This window comes from Archangium violaceum Cb vi76 (assembly GCF_000733295.1).
GTDB lineage: Bacteria > Myxococcota > Myxococcia > Myxococcales > Myxococcaceae > Archangium > Archangium violaceum.
In genome coordinates this window covers 37,949-61,747 of sequence record NZ_JPMI01000035.1, presented here as the reverse complement: position 1 = coordinate 61,747, position 23,799 = coordinate 37,949, and the positions used below count along the sequence as shown (strand labels likewise).

General features: G+C 68.6%; 22 protein-coding genes. 7 read left to right on the top strand and 15 right to left on the bottom strand.

Annotated features, from left to right (window positions below):
• Positions 1–7: 7 nt before the first annotated feature.
• The 13 genes from Q664_RS06350 to sppA all read right to left on the bottom strand — a co-directional run bounded on the left by Q664_RS06350 (position 8) and on the right by sppA (position 14,166).
• Positions 8–706 (bottom strand): CoA transferase subunit A, encoded by a 699-nt coding sequence (locus Q664_RS06350; protein ID WP_043390922.1) that lies wholly within the window; start codon positions 704–706, stop codon positions 8–10.
• Positions 707–795: 89 nt separating this feature from the next.
• Positions 796–1,974, bottom strand: coding sequence for a thiolase family protein (locus tag Q664_RS06345; RefSeq protein WP_043390920.1), 1,179 nt, complete (start codon positions 1,972–1,974; stop codon positions 796–798).
• 321 nt (positions 1,975–2,295) lie between these two features.
• The gene (locus Q664_RS06340; protein ID WP_043390918.1) at positions 2,296–4,005 is read right to left on the bottom strand and encodes a 30S ribosomal protein S1; all 1,710 of its coding nucleotides are present in this window, start codon (positions 4,003–4,005) and stop codon (positions 2,296–2,298) included.
• A 351-nt stretch (positions 4,006–4,356) separates the two neighbouring features.
• Complete coding sequence (locus tag Q664_RS06335) at positions 4,357–5,502, bottom strand: acyl-CoA dehydrogenase family protein (protein ID WP_043390916.1); 1,146 nt, start codon at positions 5,500–5,502, stop codon at positions 4,357–4,359.
• Between the two features lie 13 nt (positions 5,503–5,515).
• Positions 5,516–6,001, bottom strand: a complete 486-nt coding sequence (locus Q664_RS06330) for an AgmX/PglI C-terminal domain-containing protein (protein ID WP_326938672.1) — start codon at positions 5,999–6,001, stop codon at positions 5,516–5,518.
• A gap of 14 nt (positions 6,002–6,015) precedes the next feature.
• On the bottom strand, positions 6,016–7,158 hold the full coding sequence (locus Q664_RS06325; RefSeq protein ID WP_043390914.1) for an acyl-CoA dehydrogenase: 1,143 nt from the start codon (positions 7,156–7,158) through the stop codon (positions 6,016–6,018).
• Between the two features lie 118 nt (positions 7,159–7,276).
• A complete protein-coding gene (locus Q664_RS06320) occupies positions 7,277–8,053 on the bottom strand; it encodes an enoyl-CoA hydratase/isomerase family protein (RefSeq protein ID WP_043390912.1) in 777 nt (258 codons plus the stop codon).
• A 172-nt stretch (positions 8,054–8,225) separates the two neighbouring features.
• Positions 8,226–9,074 (bottom strand): 3-hydroxyacyl-CoA dehydrogenase family protein, encoded by an 849-nt coding sequence (locus tag Q664_RS06315; protein WP_043390910.1) that lies wholly within the window; start codon positions 9,072–9,074, stop codon positions 8,226–8,228.
• A gap of 63 nt (positions 9,075–9,137) precedes the next feature.
• Entirely contained in the window at positions 9,138–9,542 is a 405-nt protein-coding gene (locus Q664_RS06310) for a hypothetical protein (RefSeq protein WP_043390909.1), read from the bottom strand.
• Between the two features lie 4 nt (positions 9,543–9,546).
• Positions 9,547–10,026 (bottom strand): hypothetical protein, encoded by a 480-nt coding sequence (locus tag Q664_RS06305; protein ID WP_043390907.1) that lies wholly within the window; start codon positions 10,024–10,026, stop codon positions 9,547–9,549.
• A gap of 28 nt (positions 10,027–10,054) precedes the next feature.
• Positions 10,055–11,137, bottom strand: a complete 1,083-nt coding sequence (locus Q664_RS06300) for an Mrp/NBP35 family ATP-binding protein (protein ID WP_043390905.1) — start codon at positions 11,135–11,137, stop codon at positions 10,055–10,057.
• Positions 11,138–11,264: 127 nt separating this feature from the next.
• Positions 11,265–12,437, bottom strand: coding sequence for a TFIIB-type zinc ribbon-containing protein (locus tag Q664_RS62600; protein ID WP_160174350.1), 1,173 nt, complete (start codon positions 12,435–12,437; stop codon positions 11,265–11,267).
• Between the two features lie 13 nt (positions 12,438–12,450).
• A complete protein-coding gene (gene sppA / locus Q664_RS06290; protein WP_043390903.1) occupies positions 12,451–14,166 on the bottom strand; it encodes a signal peptide peptidase SppA in 1,716 nt (571 codons plus the stop codon).
• 81 nt (positions 14,167–14,247) lie between these two features.
• Here sppA and Q664_RS06285 point away from each other — a divergent pair, with 81 nt between their 5' ends.
• From Q664_RS06285 to Q664_RS06270, 4 genes are all read left to right on the top strand, one after another.
• The gene (locus Q664_RS06285; protein WP_200883665.1) at positions 14,248–14,604 is read left to right on the top strand and encodes a hypothetical protein; all 357 of its coding nucleotides are present in this window, start codon (positions 14,248–14,250) and stop codon (positions 14,602–14,604) included.
• A 204-nt stretch (positions 14,605–14,808) separates the two neighbouring features.
• Positions 14,809–15,654, top strand: coding sequence for a hypothetical protein (locus tag Q664_RS06280; protein WP_052517741.1), 846 nt, complete (start codon positions 14,809–14,811; stop codon positions 15,652–15,654).
• Positions 15,655–15,770: 116 nt separating this feature from the next.
• Positions 15,771–16,940: a fatty acid desaturase family protein gene (locus Q664_RS06275; protein ID WP_084609559.1), complete on the top strand. Its 1,170-nt coding sequence runs from the start codon at positions 15,771–15,773 to the stop codon at positions 16,938–16,940.
• Between the two features lie 10 nt (positions 16,941–16,950).
• Entirely contained in the window at positions 16,951–17,250 is a 300-nt protein-coding gene (locus Q664_RS06270; protein WP_043390900.1) for a hypothetical protein, read from the top strand.
• 22 nt (positions 17,251–17,272) lie between these two features.
• On the opposite strand, the gene Q664_RS06265 is transcribed toward Q664_RS06270, so the two are convergent.
• Both Q664_RS06265 and Q664_RS06260 read right to left on the bottom strand, forming a co-directional pair.
• Entirely contained in the window at positions 17,273–19,003 is a 1,731-nt protein-coding gene (locus tag Q664_RS06265) for a putative ABC exporter domain-containing protein (RefSeq protein WP_043390898.1), read from the bottom strand.
• Complete coding sequence (locus Q664_RS06260; RefSeq protein WP_043390894.1) at positions 19,000–19,785, bottom strand: ABC transporter ATP-binding protein; 786 nt, start codon at positions 19,783–19,785, stop codon at positions 19,000–19,002. The genes Q664_RS06265 and Q664_RS06260 overlap by 4 nt, the downstream gene beginning before the upstream one ends.
• A 92-nt stretch (positions 19,786–19,877) precedes the next feature.
• Here Q664_RS06260 and Q664_RS06255 point away from each other — a divergent pair, with 92 nt between their 5' ends.
• From Q664_RS06255 to Q664_RS06245, 3 genes are all read left to right on the top strand, one after another.
• Positions 19,878–21,314, top strand: coding sequence for a GuaB1 family IMP dehydrogenase-related protein (locus Q664_RS06255; RefSeq protein WP_043390892.1), 1,437 nt, complete (start codon positions 19,878–19,880; stop codon positions 21,312–21,314).
• 180 nt (positions 21,315–21,494) lie between these two features.
• A complete protein-coding gene (locus Q664_RS06250) occupies positions 21,495–22,292 on the top strand; it encodes a TadE/TadG family type IV pilus assembly protein (protein ID WP_043390890.1) in 798 nt (265 codons plus the stop codon).
• Positions 22,274–23,797: a TadE/TadG family type IV pilus assembly protein gene (locus Q664_RS06245; protein ID WP_043390888.1), complete on the top strand. Its 1,524-nt coding sequence runs from the start codon at positions 22,274–22,276 to the stop codon at positions 23,795–23,797. The genes Q664_RS06250 and Q664_RS06245 overlap by 19 nt, the downstream gene beginning before the upstream one ends.
• Positions 23,798–23,799: the final 2 nt, after the last annotated feature.

The following is a 23,799-nucleotide window of genomic DNA, read 5'->3' as shown; positions in this document are numbered from 1 at the left end:
CGTCCTCTCAGGCCTTCTTCTGAACGGTGCGGCGCTCGATCCACTTCTCGAGATTCTTGGACTGGATGATCCGGTGCACGAAGATGCCGGGCAGGTGCACCTGATCCGGATCGATCTCACCGGCGGCCACGATGTGCTCGGCCTCGACGATGGTGACCTTTCCCGCCATGCACATCATCGGCGAGAAGTTGCGGGCCGTCTTGCGGAACACCAGGTTGCCCCAGGTGTCCGCCTTCCAGGCGCGCACGATGGTGAAGTCCGCCTTCAGCGGCGTCTCCAGCACGTGCAGGCGCCCGTCGATCATCCGCGTCTCCTTGCCCTTGGCGAGCTCGGTGCCCGCGCCCGAGGGCGTGAAGAAGCCGCCGATGCCGCAGCCACCGGCGCGGATGCGCTCGGCCAGCGTGCCCTGCGGGTTGAGCTCCACCTCGAGCGTCCCGGAGAGCATCTGCTGCTCGAAGACCTTGTTCTCGCCCACGTAGCTGGCGACGATCTTCTTCACCTGGTTGGCCTTGAGGAGAATCCCCAGGCCCAGCTCGGTGGTGCCGCAGTTGTTGGAGATGATGGTGAGTCCCTTGGTCCCCTTGCGGTGCAATGCCGCGATGAGGTTCTCGGGATTGCCGCACAGCCCGAAGCCGCCGCTCATCAGCGTGGCGCCCTCCGGGATGTCGCGGACGGCCTCGTCCGCGCTCGCGATGATCTTGTTCATGAACCCCTCCTACGAGAACGGGGCGAGGGCCGGTAGACCCTCACCCCGCCCCTCTCCCAGGGGGAGAGGGAGTTTCGTCCCGCGTTGGACTAGCGCTCCACCATGAGCGCGATGCCCTCGCCGCCGCCGATGCACAGCGACGCCACGCCCCGCTTCTTGTTCGTGTCCTGCAGCGTGTGCACCAGCGTCACCAGCAGGCGCGCGCCGGAAGCGCCGATCGGGTGGCCGAGCACCACCGCGCCGCCACGCACGTTCACCTTCGAGGCATCCAGGCCGAGCAGCTTGTTGTTGGCCAGGGCCACCACCGCGAAGGCCTCGTTGATCTCCCACAGGTCCACGTCGGTGGTCTTGTGGCCGGTCTTCTTCAGCAGGTTGTTGATGGAGTCCGCCGGAGCGATGGTGAACTCCACCGGCTTGCGGGCGGCCCCGGCGTAGCCGGTGATCCGGCCCAGCACGGTACGGCCCTCGGCCTTGGCGCGCTCGGCGCTCATCAGCACCAGCGCCGCGGCGCCGTCGTTGATGGAGGACGCGTTGGCCGCCGTCACCGTGCCGTCCTTCTTGAAGACGGGCTTGAGCGTCGGAATCTTGTCCGGCTTCGCGTTCTTGGGACCCTCGTCCTCGCTCACCACCACGTCACCGCCCTTGCCGCCGGGCACGGTGACCGGGACGATCTCCCGGGTGAACAGGCCGGCCTTCTGGGCCTCGATGGCGCGCTTCGTGGACTCGAGCGCGTACTCGTCCTGGTTGGCGCGGCTGATGCCCTGGCTGGTGGAGCACTCCTCGGCGCAGCTGCCCATGTGGACGTTGCCGTAGGGATCCCACAGGCCGTCGAGGATCATCGCGTCCTTGAACTCCACGTTGCCCATGCGGGCGCCGCCACGCATGGCGTGGCTCACGTAGGGCGCGTTGCTCATGGACTCCATGCCGCCGACCACCACCACCTCGGCGTCACCCAGCGCGATCGCCTGGGCGCCGGCGATGACCGCCTTGAGGCCCGAGCCGCACACCTTGTTGATGGTGACGGCGGGAACGCTCTCGGGGATGCCGGCGTAGATGGCCGCCTGACGCGCCGGAGCCTGGCCCACGCCCGCCTGCAGCACGCAGCCCATGATGGTCTCGTTGACCTGCTCCGGGGAGACACCCGAGCGCTCCAGCGCCGCCTTGATGGCAACCGCGCCGAGTTGCGGCGCCGTCAGCTTGGACAGGGCGCCCTGGAAGGCCCCGATGGGGGTACGCGCCGCGCCGACGATGACCACTTCACGAGCCATGAACTGCCTCCTTGGGATGCTGGAGATGACTTCGAATAACGCTCGGGAGGGCCCTTATCACTGCCGCTTGTAGGAGGGTCAAGCCTCCTTGCCTGCCCGAAGGCCAGAGCGTCCACTGTCCCGAGAGATGGGCTTCTGGCTCCGAGGACTCCTCGGAATCAGGCGGTGACACGGTGCGTCGGACACGGTGGGGAACCCGGGGTCTTGGCACCCTCACCCCCGCCCTCTCCCGGGGGGAGAGGGAGTGCGACAAAACGAACGGCCGGGCACCCTTTCGAGTACCCGGCCGCCGTGGTGTCCCTCGCGTGAGGGGCGAGCTGACTACTTCTTCAGCTTGCTCGCCATCACGTCGCCGAGGCGGGCCTTGGAGCCCTCGGCCTGGCGGCGGAGGTACTCGCGGTAGTCCTCGCCCTCGCCGATCAGGGCCTTCATCGACAGAGCGACCTTCCGGTCCTGGGTGTTGATGTCGATGATCTTGACCTCGACCTCCTGGCCCTCCTGCACCACGTCACGCGGGTTCTCGACGCGCTCCTCCTTCAGCTCGGAGACGTGCACGAGGCCCTCGATGCCGGGCTCGATCTCCACGAAGGCGCCGAAGTCCGTCACCTTGGTGACCTTGCCCTTCACGCGGCTGCCCACCGGGGTCCGCTCGGACAGCGTGTCCCAGGGATCCGGCTGGAGCTGCTTGATGCCCAGGCTGAAGCGCTCGTTCTCGACGTCGATGTTGAGCACCACCGCCTCGACCTCGTCGCCCTTCTTGAACATCTCGCCCGGGTGCTTGATGCGCTGGGTCCAGGAGATATCGGACACGTGCACCAGGCCGTCCACGCCCTCCTCGACGCCGACGAACACGCCGAAGTCGGTGACGTTGCGGATCTGACCCTTGATGACGGAGCCGATCGGGTACTTGTCCTCGAGCAGCGTCCAGGGGTTCTGCTCGATCTGCTTCATGCCCAGGGCAATCCGCTTGGCCTTCGGATCGATGTCCAGAACGACGGCCTCGACCTCCTGGCCGACCTCCAGCATCTTGCTGGGGTGCTTGAGGCGCTTGGTCCAGGACATCTCGGACACGTGCACCAGACCCTCGACGCCCTGCTCGATCTCGATGAACGCGCCGTAGTCGGTGATGGAGACCGTCTTGCCGCGCACGCGGGTGCCGACCGGGTACTTCTCGTCGGCGCGGTGCCACGGATCCTCCTGGATCTGCTTGAGGCCCAGGCTGACGCGCTCCTGCGTCGGGTCGAACTTGAGGACGACGACGCGGACCTCGTCACCCACGTTGAACATCTCGCTGGGGTGACCGATGCGGCCCCAGGACATGTCGGTGATGTGGAGGAGGCCGTCGATGCCGCCGAGGTCGATGAAGGCGCCGTAGTCGGTGAGGTTCTTGACCACGCCCTTGAGGACCGCACCCTCCTTGAGGTTCTTGAGGGTCTCCTTCTTCATCTCCTCGCGCTGCTTCTCGAGCAGCACGCGGCGGGAGAGCACGATGTTGCCGCGCTTCTTGTTGAACTTGATGACCTTGAACTCGAATTCCTTCGAGATGTACTGGTCGAGGTTGCGCACCGGGCGGATATCCACCTGGCTGCCGGGGAGGAACGCCTTCACGCCGATGTCGACGGAGAGGCCACCCTTCACACGGCCCACGATGGTGCCCTTGACGATCTCATCGCGCTCGCAGGCGGCGCTGATCTCGTCCCAGATGCGCATCTTGTCGGCCTTCTCCTTGGAGAGGACGACCATGCCGGTATCGTTCTCGCGGCTCTCCAGGAGGACCTCGACAGGGTCGCCCGCCTTGACGGAGACCTCGCCGCGAGGGCTGGTGAACTCGGAGATCGGAACCTGGCCCTCGGACTTGTAGCCGATGTCGACGATGGCGTAGTCCTTGGTCACCTGCACCACGGTGCCCTTGACGATCTCGCCCTCCTTGAGGATGCCCTCGCCGCCACGCTCCTTGAGCGAGGCCTCGAACATCGCGGCAAAATCCTCGTCGCCGACATCTCCGATCTGCTGGTTCACATTCTGCTGCATGAGATTGGGAGTCCTTCGAAACTGGTACAGCTGCCCCCGGTGGTTGACGGCAGTCACTCGCGGGGAGCTACGAGTGACCCGCGAGCCAACTCCACAACGGAGTTGACTCGAAGGCGCGCACCCTAGACACCGGTTACACCGGCAGTCAAGCGAGCACGCGGTACTTGTTCACAGTCTTGATAATCCGGCCCCGGTGAGACGGGCACCCCCGCCCCGCCGGAAACCCTGTCCCTCGGGCCAGGACGCCAGGCCTGCTGGCGCCTGACCCAGAGGAGAAGCTGCTACCCCATGGGTAGTCGCGCCATCACCCCACGGCACGGGGTCCAGGGCCCTCGGCCCGGGGGCGGGCGTTCAGTCGAGCAGCTTGAACGTCTCGCGAGCGATCACCAGGCGCTGAACCTCGCTGGTGCCCTCATAGATGGTCTGCACCCGGGCATCGCGGAAGTAGCGCTCCACGGGGAACTCGTCGATGTAGCCGTAGCCGCCGTGGATCTGCACGGCCTTGTCCACCGCCCGGTTGGACATCTCGCTGGCGTACAGCTTCGCCATGGAGGCCTCGCGGGTGAACGCCTTGCCCTCTTCCTTGAGGTTCGCGGCCCGGAGCGTCAGCAGCTCGGCCGCCTGGAGCTCCGTGGACATGTTGGCCAGCATGAAGCGCAGGCCCTGGAACTCGGCGATGGGCTGGCCGAAGGCCTTGCGGTCCTTCGCGTAGCGGATAGAGGCCTCGAGCGCCGCCCGCGCCACGCCGCACGCCTGCGAGGCGATGCCGATGCGCCCACCGTCCAGCGCGATCATCGCCAGCTTGAAACCGTCCCCCTCCTTGCCCAGGAGGTTCTCCGCGGGGATCTCCATGTCCTCGAAGGTGAGGGCCACGGTGTTGGACCCGCGCAGGCCCATCTTGTCCTCGTGCTTGCCGATGATGAGGCCCTTGGTCCCGCCCTCGACGATGAAGGCGGAGATGCCCTTGTTCCCCTGCCCTCCCGTGAGGGCCCACACCACCATCACCCCCGCGTAGGCGCCGGAGGTGATCCACTGCTTGCTGCCGTTGAGGACCCACTTGTCCCCGCGCCGCACCGCCGTGGTGCGCATGGCGCGCGGATCCGAGCCGGCATGGGACTCGGAGAGCGCGAACGAGCCCACCACCGCCTCGCCCGACGTCAGCTTCGTCACGAACTTCTCGCGCTGGGCCTCGGTGCCGAACTTGCAGATGAGCTCGGCGCACATGTTGGTGACGGCCATGGCCACCGCGGTGGAGGCACACGCGGCAGCCATCTCCATCATCGCCAGGGAGTACGAGACGACGCCCGCCTCGGCGCCGCCGTACTGGCCGGGGATGTTCACCCCCATGAGGCCCAGGGAGGCCAGTTCCTTGAAGAGTTCGACGGAGAAGAACTCCTCCCTGTCGAACTTGCGCGCCTGGGGGGCCACGCGCTCGCGGGCGAACTTGCGGGCGGTGTCGCGGATGAGCGTCTGCGTCTCGGTGAGCTCGAGATTCACGGGAGCGGGTGTCCTACTTGATGGCCTTGAGGTTGAACGGGTACTCGATGGGGTACTCGCGCCCATCCGGAGGCGACGGGAAGTTGATGCCGGAGAGCACGCTCACCACGCACTCGTGCAGCCGCGCGTCCTTGATCGTCGTGCCGTTCTTGAGCACCTTCGCGTTGCGCACGAAGCCGTCGGGCGAGATGGTGAAGGTCGTCATGATGCGGCCCTCCTCCACCTTGTTGCCCTTGGTGGCGAGCAGCTCCTCGTAACAGTCCTGCACGTCACGCGAGTGGTACTGCATCACCTCGCGGATGGAGTCCGGGGTGAAGGGCATCCGGCTGATGTCCGGAGGCGGAGGCCGTACCGGCTCCGCCTTCTTCTTCTCCTGTGCGGGGGCAGCCGCCTCGGGAGCAAGGTCCTTGGCGGACGCGCCCTTCTTCGCGGGCGAGCCCTGCGCGAACGCCAGGCCCGACCCGAGCACCACCACCATCAACAGGGAACGGTTCATCATGGACGGCTCGACTCCTAGTCCTTCAACAGGTTGGCCGAGATGACGATGCGCTGGATCTCGCTCGTCCCCTCGTAGATTTCCGTGATGCGCGCGTCACGCACGTGGCGCTCGACATCCATCTCCTTGGAGTAACCCATGCCGCCATGGACCTGCAGGGCCTTGTTGGCTACGCGACTGGCCATCTCGCTGGCGTACAGCTTGGCCATGGCGCTCTCGGTCGAGTGGCGAACACCCTTGTCCTTGAGCAGCGCCGCGCGCAGCACGAGCATCCGGGCCGCGTCGATCTCCGTGGCCATGTCGGCGATCATGAACTGGATGGCCTGGTGCTCGCGGATGGACTTGCCGAACGTCTTGCGCTCACCCGAGTAGCGCACCGCCTCCTCGAAGGCCGCGCGGGCGATGCCGAGCGCCTGCGACGCGATGCCGATACGGCCGCCATCCAGCGTGCTCATGGCGACCTTGAAGCCGTCGCCCTCCTTGCCGAGCATGTTCTTCGCCGGCACGCGCATGTCCTCGAAGAACATGCTGCAGGAGTGCGCCGCGCTGATGCCCATCTTCTTGTCCGGCTCGGCGCGGATGAAGCCCGGGGTGTTGGTGGGCACGAGGAAGGCGGTGATGCCCTTGTTGCCCGCCTCCTTGTTCGTCATCGTGAAGAGCACGATGGCGTCGGCCCTGGGGCCGTTGGTGATCCAGTTCTTCGAGCCGTTGATGACGTACTCGTCACCCTTGCGCACCGCCGTGGTCTTCTGCGAGGCCGCGTCGCTGCCCGCCTCGGGCTCGGTGAGGCCGAAGCAGCCCAGCTTCTCGCCCCGGGCGAACGGCGTGAGGAACTCGGCCTTCTGCGCCTCGGTGCCGAACTTCATCACCGGATCGCAGTAGAGCGAGTTGTTCACGCTCATGATGACGCCGGTGGAGGCACAGCCGCGGCTGATCTCCTCCATGGCCACCGCGTAGCAGACGTTGTCCAGGCCCGCGCCGCCATACTGCTCCGGCACCGCCACGCCCAGCAGCGACAGCTCGGCCAGCTTCTTCACCGCGTCGGTGGGCCACTGGTGCGTCTCGTCCCACTTGCGGGCGTTGGGGATCAGCTCGCGCGCGGCGAACTCACGGCACATCCGCTGGATCTCGCGCTGGACGTCGGTCAGCTCGAAGTTCATGGCACTCCTGATGGGGAAAGAAGGGCGCGGAGGTACATATACGGGGCCACGCGCCCGGGAACAGCGATTGCATGAGGGGCGGGCAAGCGTCTGTTGCCGCGCCCATTAGTCTGCCCGATTACTTGCCGGTGAAGCCGGCCGGACGCTTCTCCAGGAAGGCCTTCATGCCCTCCTTCTGGTCCTCCGAGCCGAAGAGCACCGCGAAGCCCTGGCGCTCCAGCTCGTTGGCCGCCCGGAGATCCTGATCCGCGCCGAACTCGATGACGCGCTTGGCCTGCGAGATGGCCAGCGGGCCGTTCTTGAGCATCTTCCCCGCCACCGCCTTGCAGTGGGCCAGGAGCTGATCCGCCGGGAGGACGTCGAGCACCAGGCCGATCTCCTTGGCCTTGGCCGCGTCCAGGCGCTCACCCGTGAAGACGAGCTCCTTCGCGCGCATCTTGCCCACCACGCGGGTGAGCCGCTGCGTGCCGCCAAAGCCCGGGATGACGCCGAGGCTCACCTCGGGCAGGCCCAGCTTCGCCTTCTCCGAGGCGTAGATGAGATCGCACGCCAGGGCCAGCTCGCACCCGCCACCGAGCGCGAAACCGTTCACCGCGGCGATGGTGGGGATGGGGAGCTGCTCGAGCGTCTGGAAGGCCCGGTGGCCCAGGGCGGCGAACTCGCGCGCCTGCGCCGCGCTGATGGACGCCATCTCCGCGATGTCCGCGCCGGCCACGAAGGCCTTGTCGCCGCCGCCCGTGATGATGAGCGCGCGGACCGTGGCGGGCAGGGAGTTGAGCGCGGACTCGAGCTCCTGGAGCGTCTTGCTGTTGAGGGCGTTGAGCGCCTTGGGACGATCGATGGTGAGGATCGCGATCGCGTCCTCGGTCTCCAGCCGGATGTTCTCGTAGGCCATGTGGGGATCCTCAGGGTGGGAAGACAGTGACAGGCACCCTCACCCCGACCCTCTCCCGGAGGGAGAGGGGTGTTTTGGCGAGGGTGTCCGAGGCACCTTTGTCTCGGGTATCGCGCGCCCTTCCCCTCTCCCCTCGGGAGAGGGTCGGGGTGAGGGTGCCTGGGTCTGGGGTTCAGTACTTGTAGAAGCCGCGGCCACTCTTCTTGCCATACCAACCCGCGTCCACGTACTGCCGCAGCAGCGGGCTCGGGCGGTACTTGTCGTCACCCAGGCCCTTGTGGAGCACCTCGGCGATGTAGAGCACCGTGTCCAGGCCGATGAAGTCCGCCAGCTGCAGCGGGCCCATGGGCTGGTTGGTGCCCAGCTTCATCGCCGTGTCGATGTCCTCCGCCGTCCCCAGCCCCTCCTGCAGCGCGAAGCAGGCCTCGTTCAGCATCGGGATGAGGATGCGGTTCACGATGAAGCCCGGGAAGTCCTTGGAGACCACCGTGGTCTTCCCCATCTTCTCCGCCAGCGCCTTGGTCGTCTGGTACGTCGCGTCCGACGTCGCCGCGCCCCGGATCAGCTCCACCAGCTGCATCACCGGCACCGGGTTCATGAAGTGCATGCCGATCACGTTCTCGGGGCGCTTCGTCGCCGCGGCGATGCGCGTGATGGGGATGGACGAGGTGTTCGTGGCCAGGATGCCGCCCGGCTTCACCACGCCGTCCAGCTCCACGAAGATGCGGCGCTTGAGGTCCTCGTTCTCCGTCACCGCCTCGACGGCGAAGTCCACGTCCTTCACCTCGGTGGCGCTCGTGGCGGTGGCCAGGTTCGCGGTCGCCGCCTCGAGCCGGGCCGCGTCCAGCTTGCCCTTCTCCACCAGCTTCTTCAGGCCCGCCTTGATGCGCTCGGCACCCTTGGCCAGGCCCTCCTTCGAGACGTCCACCAGGGTGACCCTCAGGCCAGCCTGCAGCGCCACCTGGGCGATGCCCGACCCCATCTGCCCTGCCCCGACGACGATGATGTGCTCCGATGCCATTGGGAGACCCCTTGCTCGGTAAACGAGGAACCGGGCGCGCTATAGCCCCCGCTCCCCCACCGGTCAACGGATCCCGGGGAGCCGCAGTCCCCTCTCGGCACGCGTGTCCTCGTCCTGAAGTGTCAGGCGCTCCACGAGAGGGGGCCGGGATGGTCCACTTTCACCCCGAGCGAACACCCACACCTCGTACGTCCCCGAGGGGAGCTCCACCACCAGGGTGACCATGCCCGGCGGGCCGGATTGGAAGGAGCGCGTCTCACGCTTCACCAGCTCGCCGTCCGCGTTCTTCACCTGGAGGTCGAGCGCCCGGATCTCACTCCAGCCCGGGCCCTCCAGCCGCCACGCCAGCTCGCGCTCGGGGGCGTCCACGCCCTTCCACAGCCACAGGCCCAGCACCACCAGCAACAGGAAGGGCAACCGCCTCAGCAGCGGGTGTTGCTTCCAGTTCCGCCGCTCGCCGCCCTCCACGCCCTCACTCCTTCTTCGTCGCGGTCTTCTTGCCGCCGCGGCGCGTGTTCAGCTCGGTCACCGTCACCTTGGCTCGGCCCGGCGTGCCCGGCTCGCCCTGCTCCTGCTCCTCGTGAGGCACCAGGCGGATCTGCGCCTTCACCTCGATGGTCATCCCCGACACCACCTTGAGCAGCTCGTCGCGCAGCTTCTCCGACTGGAGGAAGCGACGCAGCTCCTCGGAGACGACCCGGCCCACCTCGTCCTTCGTCTTCTCCGCCTGCCCGAGGATGTAGCCGAGCACCTCCTTGGGAAGCTTCAGCTGGCCGGCCAGCGAGCGGATGCCCTCCTCCGTCATGAAGAGGGCACCCAGTCCCGCCACCGCCACCTTGCGCACGAACTCGGGCACGAAGCCCGCTCGAGAACCCTCTTCCCGCTCCGGCTCGTCTCCGAGCAACGGGTCGAAGTCGTCGGTCTCGTCTTCGGGGGCCTTGCCGGGCGCCATAGGGGTCCTCGGGGTTTACGGGGGGTGACTAGCGTATCACCGGCAGCTTCACCGCCACCCGCATGTTCTCGGTGGACACGCGGCCCGCGATGTTGCGCGCCATCGCCATGAAGGCCTGGGCCTCGGCGCTCTCCGGCGCGCCGATCACCACCGGCACGCCCGCGTCACCCGCCTCGCGGATCTTCAGCTCCAGGGGAATCTCCCCCAAGAAAGGGATGCCGAACATCTCCGCCGCCTTGTGCCCGCCACCCCGGTTGAAGATGGGCGTGGCCTTCGAGCAGTGCGGACACACGAACTGGCTCATGTTCTCCACGATGCCCAGCACCGGGATGTGCACCTTGTCGAACATGAACTTGGCGCGCACCACGTCCGCCAGCGCCACGTCCTGCGGCGTCGTCACCAGCACCGCGCCCGACGCCTTCACTGACTGCGACAGCGACAGCGCCACGTCACCCGTGCCCGGCGGCAGATCCAGCACCAGGTAGTCCAACTCGCCCCAGCTCACGTCGCGCACCAGCTGCATCAGCGCCCCGTGCAGCATGGGCCCGCGCCAGATGACCGCTTGCTCAGCCTCCACCAGGAAGCCGATCGACATCACCTTCAGCCCGTGTTTCTCCAGCGGCGGCAGTGTCTTGCCATCCGGGCTCACCGGCTTCTCGGTGATGCCCGTCATCAGGGGCACCGAGGGGCCATAGAAGTCCGCATCCAGCAGGCCCACCTTCGCGCCCTCGCGCGCCAGCGCCGCCGCCAGGTTCACCGCCACCGTGCTCTTGCCCACGCCGCCCTTGCCGGCGCCCACGAGGATCACGTTCTTCACCTGCGGGAGGATCGCCTGGCCCTGCGCCATGCCCTGCGGCGCCGAGCGCACCTGCGCGCCCCACTCGATGTCGAACGTCTTCAGCCCCGGCACCTGCTTGAGCGCCGCCTCGGCGTCCGCCTGGATCTTCCCCTTCATGGGGCAGGCCGGCGTGGTCAGCTCGATCTTGAGCTTCGCCTTGTCCCCGTCCACGCGGACGTCCTTCACCATCCCGGCCTTCACGAGGTCGATGTGCAGCTCGGGATCCATCACCTTCGACATCGCCGCGAGGATGTCGCGCTCGGAAACGCTCATCTGGAGTACCTGAATCCTTTGGAATCCGGGGGGTTGGGGGACCCTCCACGGAAGGGCGCGGAAATAGCCAGCGGACCCCCCGGTGTCAACCTCCTCTAATCTGTCGTTCCCCTGGTTGCACCGCTTCTCATTCGATCGCGGCCACCCGGTACTCGCCTGCCTCCCGGACCAGCCGCACCGCCCGCTCCGTCCCCACCGGGAACTCCGCCCCCGACGCCGTCACCCGCACGTCCCCCTCCAAGGCGAGCCGCGCCCGGCGCACCCGCTCGGCCGACAGGGGCTCGCGCTTGAAGTCCTCGCGCAGACGCTCGGGGGTGTAGCGGGCACGCAGGGGATCGCTCAGCAGCGACCAGGCCTTGTTCCAGTTGCCCGCCTCCACCGCGTCCAGGAATCCCTTCAAGGCCGCCCGCGGTGCGTCCTCGGGCTTCTCCTCGACGACCCGCCAGCCCTCCTTCTCCTGGATCAACGTGAGGGCCGGGGCTCGCGCCTGGAGCCGGGGGAGGGCCTCGCGCACCTCCTTCGCGCGGGCCTGACGGACCGCGGCGTCCCCATAGTGCTCCAGGAACGCGGGCCGGGCCTCCGGGGGGACGCTCGTCAGCGCGGAGGCGTCCGCCAGCCGGTTCTCCTCCAATGCCTGGGCGTAGGACGCCGCCACCTCCGAGGGTCCCGGCGTGTGGGCACAGCCCGTGACCACCCCGGAGACGGCCAGGGACCACATGGACAGCGTTCCCAGGACCCTGCGCAACGGGCCTCCCGGTGTGCCCTTCTTCATCGCCGCCCCCGAGACGGAGCCCGGCGGCCGGCATGCTCCGCAATACACATCCCCATCGTACGCATAGGCCTCCGAGACCTGGAGCCCGACCCCGCAGCGCGAGCACTCCATGGCCGCCGCAGCCGTAGCAGAAGCTCGCGCCTGAGGCACCATCACGTCTCCCAGGGCCTCGAAGGCGCCCGCGTCCAACCAGACTCCTTCGCACGAGGGACACACGTCCACGGGGCTGGCGCTCGTCACCACCCGCCGCAGGCGCCCGGTGCAGACCGGACACCGCACGGGCTCGCTCCGGCACGTGGGGCAGACCGCCTCCGCCCGGCCCACCGGGTGCCCCGACTTCCGGCACCTCGAGAAGGTCTGCCCCTTCATGGCCAGGAAACTCCTCGCCGAGGGTCGAGCCGGGAAGCGCTCCAGCTCGCCCCGATCGAACCACAGGCCGTGACAGCCCGGGCAGGTGTCGATTTCCACATGGGAGACGCGCAAGGGCCGCAGCGGCTGGTTCTCACAGAGGGGACAGGGGCGCGCCATGCGGGCCGGGAGGTTACTCGAAACGCTCCCCTCCCTTGAACCCCAGCAGGCTCCACGCCGTTGGACAGAAGGCATAAACCCCCGCCCACGCGTTCCCCAGCAACAGCTTCAACAGCGAGAAGCCCCGTTCCCCTCCCCCATACAACTGGAGCTCGAAGCGCCCCGCCGGCACCTTCGCCAGGTCCATCGCGTGGCGGCACGCCTCCTCGAAGCCTCCCAGCTTGTCCACCAGCCCCAACCCCAGCGCCCGCGTGCCGCTGTACACCCGCCCCTCGCCCAGCGCGTGGATCTCCTCCTTCGTCCGGCCCCGCGCCTTCGCCACGTGCTCGAGGAAGGCCTGGTACGTCTCCTCCATCTCGAGCTCCATCAAGCCCCGCTCGTGCTCGGTGAAGCCCCGCGCGCTCGAGTACATGCCCGCCGTCTCTCCCCGGGTGATGAGCGTGCGGTGCACCCCCAGCTTCTCCATCAGCTCCGAGGTGTCGAACTTCCCCGCGAACACGCCGATGGAACCCACCACCGCGTGCGGCGTGGCCCAGAGCTCCCGGGCGCCCAGCGCGGCCATGTAGCCGCCGCTCGCCGCCACCTGATCCATGAAGGCGATGACCGGCTTCTTCTTCGCCACCCGCTGCACCGCCTCCAGGATGAGCTCCGAGGCCACCGCCGAGCCTCCCGGGCTCGCCACGTACAGCACCACCGCCTTCACCCTCCGGTTCCGCCCCGCCGCGCGCAGCGCCTTCACCACCGTGTCCGAGCCCGCCGCCCGCCCCGGCGTCCCCTTGCCTGGGACGATCATCCCCGACACGGGCACCACCCCCAGCCGCGGCTTCGGACGCAGCGGACGCCACCGCACCGGAGGCCACGGCAGCCGCGCCCGGTACATCGGCATCGGCTCCACGCCCTCGTCGTCCTCGTCCTCGTCGTCCTTCTTGCCCTCGGGCTTGCCCAAGAGCCGCGCGGGCAGATCCGCCTCGTCACACATCCCGTCGATGAGGCCCGCCGCCGCCGCGCGCTTCGGGCTGTAGGGGCCCGCGTCGATCCACGCCCTCACCTCCTCCGGCGTGCGCCGCCGCCCCCGGGCCACGCTGTCCACCAGGTCCACGTACCGCTCGTCCAGGAATGACTCGAGCGTCTGCCGCTGGATGTCCGAGACGTGCGCGTGCGTGTAGAGCTCCGGCGCCGTCTTGTAGGCGCCCCGCCGGAAGAAGTGCGCCTTGATGCCGAGCCGGCCCAGGCCCTCGCCCAGCGCGGTGGCCTCCGCGGCGAAGCCCATCAGATCCAACCGGCCCGCCGGGGACAGCAGCACCTCGTCCGCCGCGCACATCACCTGGTAGCCCACGTTGCCCACCCCCACCGCCCACGCCACCACCCGCTTGCCCGCCGCCCGGAAGTCCCCGAGCAGCTTCACCAACGCCTCCTGCTTGGCCGGCGGCACCTCCAGGTCCTCCAGTATCAGGAGGATGCCCTTCACCTTCGGGTCCTTCGCCAGCAGCGCCAGGGCCTCTCGGAAGGACTCCAACGAGGTCACCGTGGCCGGCTCGGGACGGCCCTGCCCTCCCAGGCTCGGGGGCAGGCGGGAACGCCGGGTCCGCTCCCGGTAGGAGGGCTCCCCCGCCAGCCGGAAGCGCACATAGGCCGGCCGGCTCCGAGCCCCCAGCAGGCGGAACGGGAGGCCCAGGAGGACCCTCAACAGCACCAGCAGGTTGATCAGGGGGATGACGAGGAAGCGCACGGGTCTGGCGCCTAACGGACCGCCTGGGGGGAAGCAAGCCCTGTTCTATGCACATGTAAGGTCGTGGTAGGCTGCGCCGCCATGCGCCTCCCCCTCTTCTCGCGTCTGCTGGTCGTCCTCGTGCTCGTCACTGGCGGCGCCGCCCTCGCCCAGCGGCGGCAGCTCCAGAGCTTCCAAGGCGATGAAATGACCCAGGAGGAGCGCGATGCCGCCCGCGCCCGTCCCAAGTACAACATCAACTCCTACAACCGGGACATCCAGATCAAGGAAGAGCCCATTCCCTGGAAGGCCATCGGCCTGGGTGTCATCGCGATGCTGGTGACCGCGCCCTTCGCCTATCGCGCGTACAAGGGCACCACCAAGGAGATCGCCGACGCCAACACGTTCGGCGTCGCCAGCTCCCGGGTGGGCGAGGCCTCCGAGGAAGAGCAGTCGTAACACCGGGCAAGGGCCGCGCATGGGCCGAGGCGCACCGCCCTCCACCTGTCACCCTGAAGGCGGAACTCGCTGTCAGGTGTTCGACTCGGCCGGGCCGGAGTGTGCTCTGGAGCGCACGCACCGGCCCTTGGGGGTGGGTGTCCTCCCTGGCAGGAGCTGCTGATCGTGCCGAGCCTTGGTTGGTTGCTCTCTCATGGAGGCACCATGGGCACCCGGTCCGCGATTCTCGCTTCACCCACTCCTGGAGCTCCCGGAGCCCTGGCTCCGAGCACGACGCCCGAGATCATCACCGGGAGGTGGACACCGCCCTTCCTGCTCGCGGGTCTCGTGAGCGCGGGCCTCGGGGTGCTGCGGAACCTGTGGTTGGCCGTGAAGTGCTTCGCGCGGGGGCTGGGTGGGCTCCTCACGGGCAGATTCTCCACGGGCGGTCACGAGCTGCTCCGAGGGGTGTTGAAGCTCGTCCAGATTCCCCTGGACGTCCTGCTGAGCCTGGGGGGCCGGGTGCTGAGCGGCATCCAGACGCTCCTCTTCCTCGAGCCCGCGGGCAGCCGGCTCACGCCGAGACAGATCGCCGAGCTGCGCAAGGTGTTCGGGGACGGCATCGACTACGAGCGGGTCCGCCTCAAGGTGGGCCGTCTCGGGCTGCTCTCGTTGGCCGGCCGCCCCTTCGTGCTCGGCCATACCCTCTACGTGCCCCGGGACATCCCCCGGAAGGACGCCGCCGCGCTCCAGCTCCCCATGCACCTGCTCATCCAGGAGATGGGCCACGTCTGGCAGTACCAGGCGGGGGGGACCGACTACGTCTGCGAGACGCTCTGGGGCCGGTGGTTCGGCGAGGGCTCGGACTGGCGCGCGGCACTGGACGCGGGCCGGAGCTGGGGTGAGCTGGACCCGGAGCAGCAGGTGCGGCTCCTCAAGGTGGCCTACGCCCGCTCCGGCTACTTCGAGGCCCCCCACCAGCGGTTCGTCGACGAGGACACGGGCGTGGACTACACCGGGCAGCTCGCGAGAGCCCTCGAGCAGCTCCGGACGAGGAAGGGAGCGCCCTGACGGCTCGTCTCCCCGCCCGGATTCCGGGCGAACCCATGAGGTTGTTGCTTCAGCTCCGTACCCTGCGATGCTAGGCGTCCCCACCGGGCACGTCGCACCAGGAGCCAGCAGACCTCATGAATACGGCAGTCGCCATGCGCGTGGAGGAACCTCCGCGCTCCGCCTTCCCAGGCCTCGACATCGATGAAGAGGCCTTCGCGCGTGACCTGCAGACCCTTCGCACGGAGATGGAATCCTCCCTCGGGCCCGAGGACCTCGCGCACTTCCGGAAGATCGAGCGCTGGGGCCGGGTGTGCTCGGCGCTCGGCTATGCGACTGCCTGGCTGGCGCCCAATCCCCTCTCGGCGCTGCTCATCGCGCAGGGCAACACGGCGCGCTGGACGATGATGGCGCACCACGTGACGCACCGGGGTTACGACCGGGTGCCCGGCATGCCCGAGCACCGCACCGGTCGCGCGTTCGCCTCGGGGTGGCGCCGCTTCCTGGACTGGCCGGATTGGATCCACCCCGACGCGTGGCGGCACGAGCACAACGCGCTGCACCACGGGCGCACGGGCGAGACGGCGGATCCGGACCTGGTGGAGGAGAACACCGGGTTCCTTCGGGACTCCAGCATGCCGATGCTGGCGAAGTACGCGGTCGTGGCCTTCTTCGCCTGCACGTGGAAGCTGACGTACTACGCGCCCAACACCTTCCTGGAGTGGCGGCGGGCCGAGCGGCGGCGCGCGGGCGAGAAGGACGATGGAAGCAATCTGCGCCTGATCACGGCCTTCAACCCGCTCACCGCGGACGGCCGGGCGTTCTGGTGGACGTGCATCCTGCCTTACGTGGGCCTGCGCTTCGTGCTGCTGCCCGCCCTGTTCGCGCCGCTCGGGATGTGGGCGGTGCTCAGCGTGCTGGCCAACAGCGTGCTCGCCGAGCTGCTCACGAACCTCCAGAGCTTCGTGCTGATCGCGCCCAACCACGCGGGGGATGACCTCTACCGGTTCCACGATCGCGCGAAGAACAACGCGGAGTTCTCCGTGCGGCAGGTGATCGGCTCGGTGAACTACGCCACCGGGAGCGACGTGGTCGACTTCCTCCACGGCTGGCTGAACTACCAGATCGAGCACCACCTCTGGCCCAGCCTGCCCATGAGCAAGTACCAGCAGGTACAGCCCCGGGTGAAGGCGCTCTGCGAGAAGCACGGCGTGCCCTACGTGCAGGAGGGCGTCTTCCGCCGGGTGAAGAAGCTCGTGGACATCATGGTGGGACGCAACTCGATGCGCACGGTGCCGACGCGATAGTGTCTCCGGCATGTCCGGCCCCCGACCGAAGACGTGTGCCGCATGCGGCCGTGGTATCGCCGCCAACGAGGTGTACTACCGCTTCTCGCTCGTGCTGCAGGGTGAGCAGGATGTGCTCGGCCCGTCCGGCGGGGGCAGCTCGGAGGACGAGCTCGCCGCGCTCGTGAAGCAGCTCGAGGAGAGTCAGGAGTCCGCCCAGGAGCTGGAGGAACAGGTGCACTGGGAGCGCAGCGGCGTCGTGTGCTCGGCGTGCCGCTCGGTGGTGGTGCGCACGCTGTCCGCGCCCCCGGAGGCGGCCGGGCCGCATTGAGGCATCGGCTCCGAAAGCCCCCTCACGCCGCCGTCCCGGTCCCCTCCGTCGACACATCGAGCCGATCGAAGGCGTGGCCCAGGCCCACCACACCGAGCGCCACCTCGGCCACGAGTACCGCCGCCGCGGCGGCTCCCGCGAAGGGCAGTGCCCACACGCCCAGGTCCAGGAGCAGGTTCAGGCCGAAGCCCACCAGGGCCGCCAGCAACACCGCGGGCAGCATCCCCACCAGCAGCGCCACCAGGGTGCCCACCAGCGTCAGCAACCGCTGCCCGAGCGCCTCCAGGCCTCGCACCCGCTCGCCCTCGGGCTGCAGCCACGCCGGGAACAGCACCACCGCCGCGTTCTGAACGAACAGCCCCCCGAGCGACACCGCCGGCAGCACGCAGAGCGCCCCCAGTCCCGCCGTGACCCACAGTTCTGTGTACGTGCCTCCCTGCCACACCGCCATCACCATCGCCAACAGGACGAGCCCCACCTGCGTCACCCCGAGCAGCAGCGCTGGCGCGGCGAGCTCCGCCGCCACCACCTGCCTCCCCGTGAGCGGCAACGCCCGGAGCTGCTCCAGCCTCGGCAGGTCCATCCGCAGATCGTACCGCAGGGCGGACGGCCCGAAGACGCACAGCACCCCCGCGAGCCCCGCGCACAGCGGCGCCATGAACAGGCGCACGTTGTCGAGCGCCTCGGACATGCCCCGTCCCGAGGCCACCGCCGCCACCACTCCACCCACCAGCCCCGCGGCGAGCAGCCGCCCCGCCCCGCCCAGCCGCCGCCCGGCGACGAGGTTCTTCCAGAGGATCGCCACCTCCGGCCGGCCCGTGGGCGCGAGCTGGAAGTACGCGGGACGCACACGCAGGAACGTGGCCTGCCCTCCCTCCCGGGAGAGCCGCTCCTGGAGCCGGGCGCGCTCCTCGGCCCGTACCACCGCCGCCTCCTCGAAGGGCACCGCCGCCCTCATCACCCACACGTAGTGCACGGCGAACAGGCCCAGTCCGAGTGGCAGCGTCCTCAGGAAGCTCGCCACGTCCGGCGCGAGCGGCAGGGCCACCAGCAACCGTCCCGGCCACAGGGCTGGCGAGTCCATCAACGAGGCCAGCAACGTCTGGAGCTGCCGGGGGTGGTTCAGCTCCGTGGGCAAGGGGTGCTCGCGCAGCACGGAGAGCGCCGCGATGATCATCAACGTGCTCACGGCGGTGAGCGCACCCCAGCGCAGCGCCGTCCCCGTGCCCCCGTACCGGGCGAGCCGGGTTCGCACGAAGGAGGCCGCCGTCACGTGCAGGTGCACCGTGGACAGCGTCAGCGTGGCGCCCAGGAAGAAGAGGATGGGCTGGCCGGACAGCATGCGGCTTCCGAAGACGGTGGCGACGAAGGCGCCCATGGCCGCGCCCACCAGGCCTCGCGCGAGCTTGTAGTGCAGCAGCCCCCGTCTCGACACGGGCGCGGGGAAGAACTGCTGCACCTCCGTCTCGTTGAAGGACAGCGAGGGCCGGTCCGGACCCAGTGCCCACGCGGAGAGCATGGTGAACAGCATCCCACCCACGAGGAACAACTGGCTCACGAGCTGCGCCCCGGGCGGAGCCACGCCCCCCTGCCCCCGGTAGATCAACGGCCGCACGAACGCGGAGTACAGGTACAGCCCGCCCACCACCGCGCCCACCAGGTACTTCGGCTGGCGCAGGCGCTGCAACTGACGCAGCACCCGGTTGCGCGCCGAGGCCAGCCAGAGGAACGTCACCGCACGCGGAAAGCTCACGGGGCCTCCCGCTCCGGCCGCGGCTCGGGCGGCGCGCTCGTGATCCGGATGAAGAGATCCTCCAGGGACGCCGCCGAGCCGTCCGGCCCGCTGAGCTGCGCGCGGATGTCCGCCAGCGTCCCGAGCGCCACCGCGCGCCCCCCGGCGATGACGAGGATGCGGTGGCACAGCTCCTCCACCAGCGGCAGCAGGTGCGAGGAGAGCACCAGCGCCGTCCCCGCCTCCGCGCGCTGGCGCAGCGAGGCCTTCATGCGGCGGATGGCCAGCGGATCCAGCCCCGTGAGCGGCTCGTCGAGGATGATGAGCCGTGGCGAGTGCAGGAAGCCGCAGGCGATGGACAGCTTCTGCTTCATCCCGCGCGACAGCTCCCCGGGCAGGGCCTTCTCCTTGCCGGCCAGCTCCATCTCGTCCAGCAGCGCCCGCGCCCGCTCCTCCCAGTCCGCCACCCCGTACAGCCGGGCCACGAAGTTCAGGTGCTCCCACACGGTGAGGTACTCGAAGAGGCGCGGCTCGTCCGGGAGGAACGCCAGGGCGTGCTTGGCCCGCACCTGCTCGCTCGCCAGGTCATGCCCGGCCACCCTCACCCGTCCGCGGGTGGGCGGCAGGATGCCCGCCAGGCAGCGCAGCGTGGTCGTCTTCCCCGCCCCGTTGGGTCCCACCAGCCCGAGCACCTCGCCGGGAGCGACCTGGAAGGTCAGCCCCTGCACGGCCCTCACATCGCCGTACGTCTTCTCCAACCCCTCCACATCCAGCACCGGCGCCCACATCCCGGCATCGCTCATGTACGACAAAATACGTGGCTCCCCGGGTGGATTCCAATCCATGGGGCATCCCCTGCCCACGAGCGCTAGGGTAGCCCCTCCTGGAGGATGTGATGCGCTTCCTCGATGACCAGAAGCCCCCCTACGATCTCACCTACAACGACTGCTTCATGGTGCCGGGCCGCTCGGAGGTGGGCTCGCGGCTGGACGTGGACCTGACGCCGGCCGATGGCCTGGGCACCACCCTCCCCCTCGTCGTGTCCAACATGACGGCCGTCTCCGGCAAGCGCATGGCCGAGACGGTGGCGCGCCGCGGGGCCATCGCCGTGCTGCCCCAGGACATCCCGCTCGACATCGTCGAGAGCAACATCGCCTATGTGAAGTCGCGCCACACCGTCTACGAGACGCCCATCACCCTGCGGCCCGGCGACACCATCCAGCAGGCGCTCAACCTCATCCACAAGCGCGCCCACGGCGCCGTCGTCGTCGTCAACGAGCAGGAGGAGCCCGTCGGCATCTTCACCGAGAACGATGCCGCCGGCTTCGACCGCTTCACCCAGTTGCAGCGGGTGATGTCCACCGAGCTCCTCACCATCGACGAGGGCACGCCGCTCGACACCCTCTTCGACCGGCTCTCCAGCCGGCGGCTCACCTCCGCGCCGGTGGTCCGCGGGCGCCGGCTCATCGGCGTGGTGACGCGCAAGGGCGCGCTGCGCTCCACGCTCTACAAGCCGGCGCTGGACGCGAAGGGCAAGCTGCTGATCGCCACGGCCATCGGCATCAACGGCGACGTGAAGGGCAAGGCCGAGGCCCTGCTGCGCGCCGGGACGGATCTGCTCGTCATCGACGTGGCGCACGGCCACCAGCGCCGGATGCTCGAGGCGGTGGAGCTCGTCCGCTCCCTGGCTCCCTCGGTGCCCATCATGGCGGGCAACGTCGTCACCCGCGAGGGGACGCGCGATCTCATCTCGGCCGGCGCGGACCTGGTGAAGGTGGGCGTGGGGCCCGGGGCCATGTGCACCACGCGGATGATGACCGGGGTGGGCCGGCCGCAGTTCTCCGCGGTGCTCGACTGCTCCGAGGAGGCCCGGAAGCTGGGCAAGCAGGCGTGCGCGGACGGCGGGGTGCGGCACCCGCGAGACGTGGCGCTCGCGCTCGCGGCGGGCGCGGCCAACGTGATGATCGGCTCCTGGTTCGCGGGCACCTACGAGAGCCCGGCGGACGTGCTGCGCGACAGCGATGGCCGCTTCTACAAGGAGAACTTCGGCATGGCGTCCCAGCGCGCCGTGAAGGCCCGCACGCGCGGCGAGTCCCTCTTCGAGCGCGCCCGCAAGGAGCTCTTCGAGGAGGGCATCAGCACCTCGCGCATGTACCTGGACCCCGAGCACCCCGGGGTCGAGGACATCATCGATCAGATCATCGCGGGCGTGCGCAGCTCCTGCACCTACGCGGGCGCGCGGACGCTGGAGGAGCTCCACCAGCGGGCCGTGGTGGGCGTCCAGAGCCAGGCCGGCTACGAGGAGGGCCGTCCGGTCCGCACCAGCTGGTAGAATGCCCCTTCCCTTGAGGGGCTCCGCGTTTTCCTATAATTTGATAGGAAGCCGGACGCGGAGTGCGTCCTGAATTCCCTGAATCGGGGCCTGTTGCAGCAGGGGCAACAGGGGGCAACGTGGGGAATCGGTCCACTTGACGTATTTACGGGCAGCGAATGCTCGGGCAGATTCCCGAGCATGCGTGCGTCTCGTGGAAATCCGCACTCGGGCCGGGAGTCAGGACAAGTCGCGGTGGAATCCGCCATTGTCCTACCCCTCTTCGTCTTCCTCATTCTAGGCATCCTGCAGCTGGGGCTGATGCATCAGGCCCGGCTGCTGACGAAGTACGCGGCCTACAAGGCGGTGCGTGCCGGCTCCCTGCACAGCGCGAACATGGAGAAGATGGAGCTCGCGGCCGTGGCCGTGCTGCTGCCCCTCATCAGCAGGGATGTCGGCGGCGGCGAGTACATCCGGAGCATCAACAGCGCCTCGGACTTCGTCACCAAGTGGAACTGGGCCGGGGTGAAGACCAACAAGATGCCGGACGCGAACCTCAAGTTCGCGAAGGTCACCATCTGCGGTCCGACGAAGGACGAGCTGGGCGGCGGCGGCGGCAAGGAAATGGACTTCGACGATCCGGCGAACTCCACGGGCGGCTTCGACGAGTGGGAGCGGGGCCAGCGCACCAAGCTGCGCATCCAGGTGACGTTCAACTACCGGATGCCCATCCCCTTCGCCAACTGGGTCATCCATGGCGCGGCGCGCAACAAGGAAGCGCCCGAGGTGCTGCGCCTGGGCAAGAAGAGCTCGGGCGGCCTGAAGTCACTCGAGAATGGCGGAGCCCCCGGCGGCGGCTCGGATCCCTACGCCTCCGCGGCCTCCCGGGGCCTCTACATCTTTCCCATCCGCGCCACGTACACCATGCGGATGCAGTCCAACTTCTTCCTGAGCAGGAACGCCCTGCCCACGAGCAACCAATGCCAATTCGCCTTCTGAGAAAGTCCCCCCGGCGCCGGCGCGGCCAGGCGCTGGTGCTCGCCGCCCTCTCCTTCCTGGTGCTGGCGCTCATGGTGGCGCTCAGCTTCAACCTCAGCCACGCGCTGCGCGAGAAGGTCAGCCTGCAGCAGCACAGCGACTCCATGGCCTACTCCATGGCCGTGATGGAGGCGCGCGCGCTCAACTACTACGCCGTCAGCAACCGCTCCATCGCCGCCACCTACGTGGCCATGAACAGCATGCACGCCTACATGGCGGCGGCCAGCGTCACCGGCGAGATGATGCGCAAGTCGCAGACCAACTACTACATCATCATGGCCATGGAGTTCGCCCAGTGCGGCTGCTGGTCGTGCTTCAAGCACTGCATCCACGGCCTCCAGGCGCTGAAGATCGCCGGCAAGTACGGCAAGGCCGGCAAGAACTACGACAACAAGGTCAAGAACCTGGACAGGAACTTCACCAATACGATGAAGGGTCTGGACCGGATGGTGGACTTCATCCACGCCTCCCAGGCGATGGTGCACGCGCGCACCATGCAGGCGCTGCGTGACGGCAAGTCCTACGGGCTGAGCAAGCTGACGGAGTACAACGCACCCGGCGCCAGCACGCTGAACGCGTCGGTGGGCGGCATGAACGTCAACGAGTTCAACTGCTCGGTGGACGGCATGCCGGGCTGCACCGGCAGCGTGGGCAACTCGGACGCGAAGACGCGCGCCAAGGTGATGACCGAGGTCGCCATGGCCTCGCGCTCCGACTGGCCCGCCAACCGGGGCCTGATGATGGACTACCCCGCCCACCTCCACCCCAGCTTCCTCAAGGAGCTGGGCAAGGACATCCCCGGCGAGGGCATCAACTCCCCCGTCCCCTTCACCCACAAGGGCACGGCCAAGACGGGCACCGGCTCGGGTTCCGAGGGCAAGTCCATCTCCGCGACCGAGAAGGGCATGATGTACAACCAGTGGAAGCACGGCACGGGTATCCCCCTGAACTACTCGGCGACGGTCACCAGCGAGGGCAACAGTGGCTCGCACTCGCCGGGCGGCGCCCACACCGGCCAGCACCCCTTCGAGGGCGTCAACGCCAAGGCGCTCACCTCGTGCACCGCGGGCGGCAACTGCTTCATGAAGTTCCGCGCCAACGACGACGCCAACCGCGACTTCGGCCAGCCGCGCACCTACAGCTACGTCACCAAGCAGTTCCGCGTGGGCAACAAGCCGAAGGCGCCCTGGGAGCTCAACAGCTCCGGCACCGTCAAGTTCTCCAACGGCGACACGAACGCCACCCTCAAGCTCGCCGCGGACGAGGGCGCGGGGCTCTCCAAGGCCATCGTGTACTACCACCGCCTCGGCGCGGGCGGCTGGCGCGAGCCCCCCAACCTCTTCGCCCCCTACTGGCGTGCCAAGCTCCACCCCTTCACGGCGCAGCAGGCCAGCCAGCTCCTCTCCGCCGCCGGCAACTCCGACGCGGCCCAACTCGTCACCAGTGCCCCGGGGTTGTCGCTATGAGA

What these genes read in the sequence shown, in the direction of transcription:
- Q664_RS06350 (WP_043390922.1), bottom strand. Translation starts at nt 706, where the DNA reads ATGAACAAGATCATCGCGAGCGCGGACGAGGCCGTCCGCGACATCCCG.
- Q664_RS06345 (WP_043390920.1), bottom strand. Translation starts at nt 1,974, where the DNA reads ATGGCTCGTGAAGTGGTCATCGTCGGCGCGGCGCGTACCCCCATCGGG.
- Q664_RS06340 (WP_043390918.1), bottom strand. Translation starts at nt 4,005, where the DNA reads ATGCAGCAGAATGTGAACCAGCAGATCGGAGATGTCGGCGACGAGGAT.
- Q664_RS06330 (WP_326938672.1), bottom strand. Translation starts at nt 6,001, where the DNA reads ATGATGAACCGTTCCCTGTTGATGGTGGTGGTGCTCGGGTCGGGCCTG.
- Q664_RS06325 (WP_043390914.1), bottom strand. Translation starts at nt 7,158, where the DNA reads ATGAACTTCGAGCTGACCGACGTCCAGCGCGAGATCCAGCGGATGTGC.
- Q664_RS06320 (WP_043390912.1), bottom strand. Translation starts at nt 8,053, where the DNA reads ATGGCCTACGAGAACATCCGGCTGGAGACCGAGGACGCGATCGCGATC.
- Q664_RS06315 (WP_043390910.1), bottom strand. Translation starts at nt 9,074, where the DNA reads ATGGCATCGGAGCACATCATCGTCGTCGGGGCAGGGCAGATGGGGTCG.
- Q664_RS06305 (WP_043390907.1), bottom strand. Translation starts at nt 10,026, where the DNA reads ATGGCGCCCGGCAAGGCCCCCGAAGACGAGACCGACGACTTCGACCCG.
- Q664_RS06300 (WP_043390905.1), bottom strand. Translation starts at nt 11,137, where the DNA reads ATGAGCGTTTCCGAGCGCGACATCCTCGCGGCGATGTCGAAGGTGATG.
- Q664_RS62600 (WP_160174350.1), bottom strand. Translation starts at nt 12,437, where the DNA reads ATGGCGCGCCCCTGTCCCCTCTGTGAGAACCAGCCGCTGCGGCCCTTG.
- Q664_RS06285 (WP_200883665.1), top strand. Translation starts at nt 14,248, where the DNA reads ATGCGCCTCCCCCTCTTCTCGCGTCTGCTGGTCGTCCTCGTGCTCGTC.
- Q664_RS06280 (WP_052517741.1), top strand. Translation starts at nt 14,809, where the DNA reads ATGGGCACCCGGTCCGCGATTCTCGCTTCACCCACTCCTGGAGCTCCC.
- Q664_RS06275 (WP_084609559.1), top strand. Translation starts at nt 15,771, where the DNA reads ATGAATACGGCAGTCGCCATGCGCGTGGAGGAACCTCCGCGCTCCGCC.
- Q664_RS06270 (WP_043390900.1), top strand. Translation starts at nt 16,951, where the DNA reads ATGTCCGGCCCCCGACCGAAGACGTGTGCCGCATGCGGCCGTGGTATC.
- Q664_RS06260 (WP_043390894.1), bottom strand. Translation starts at nt 19,785, where the DNA reads ATGAGCGATGCCGGGATGTGGGCGCCGGTGCTGGATGTGGAGGGGTTG.
- Q664_RS06255 (WP_043390892.1), top strand. Translation starts at nt 19,878, where the DNA reads ATGCGCTTCCTCGATGACCAGAAGCCCCCCTACGATCTCACCTACAAC.
- Q664_RS06250 (WP_043390890.1), top strand. Translation starts at nt 21,495, where the DNA reads ATGCGTGCGTCTCGTGGAAATCCGCACTCGGGCCGGGAGTCAGGACAA.
- Q664_RS06245 (WP_043390888.1), top strand. Translation starts at nt 22,274, where the DNA reads ATGCCAATTCGCCTTCTGAGAAAGTCCCCCCGGCGCCGGCGCGGCCAG.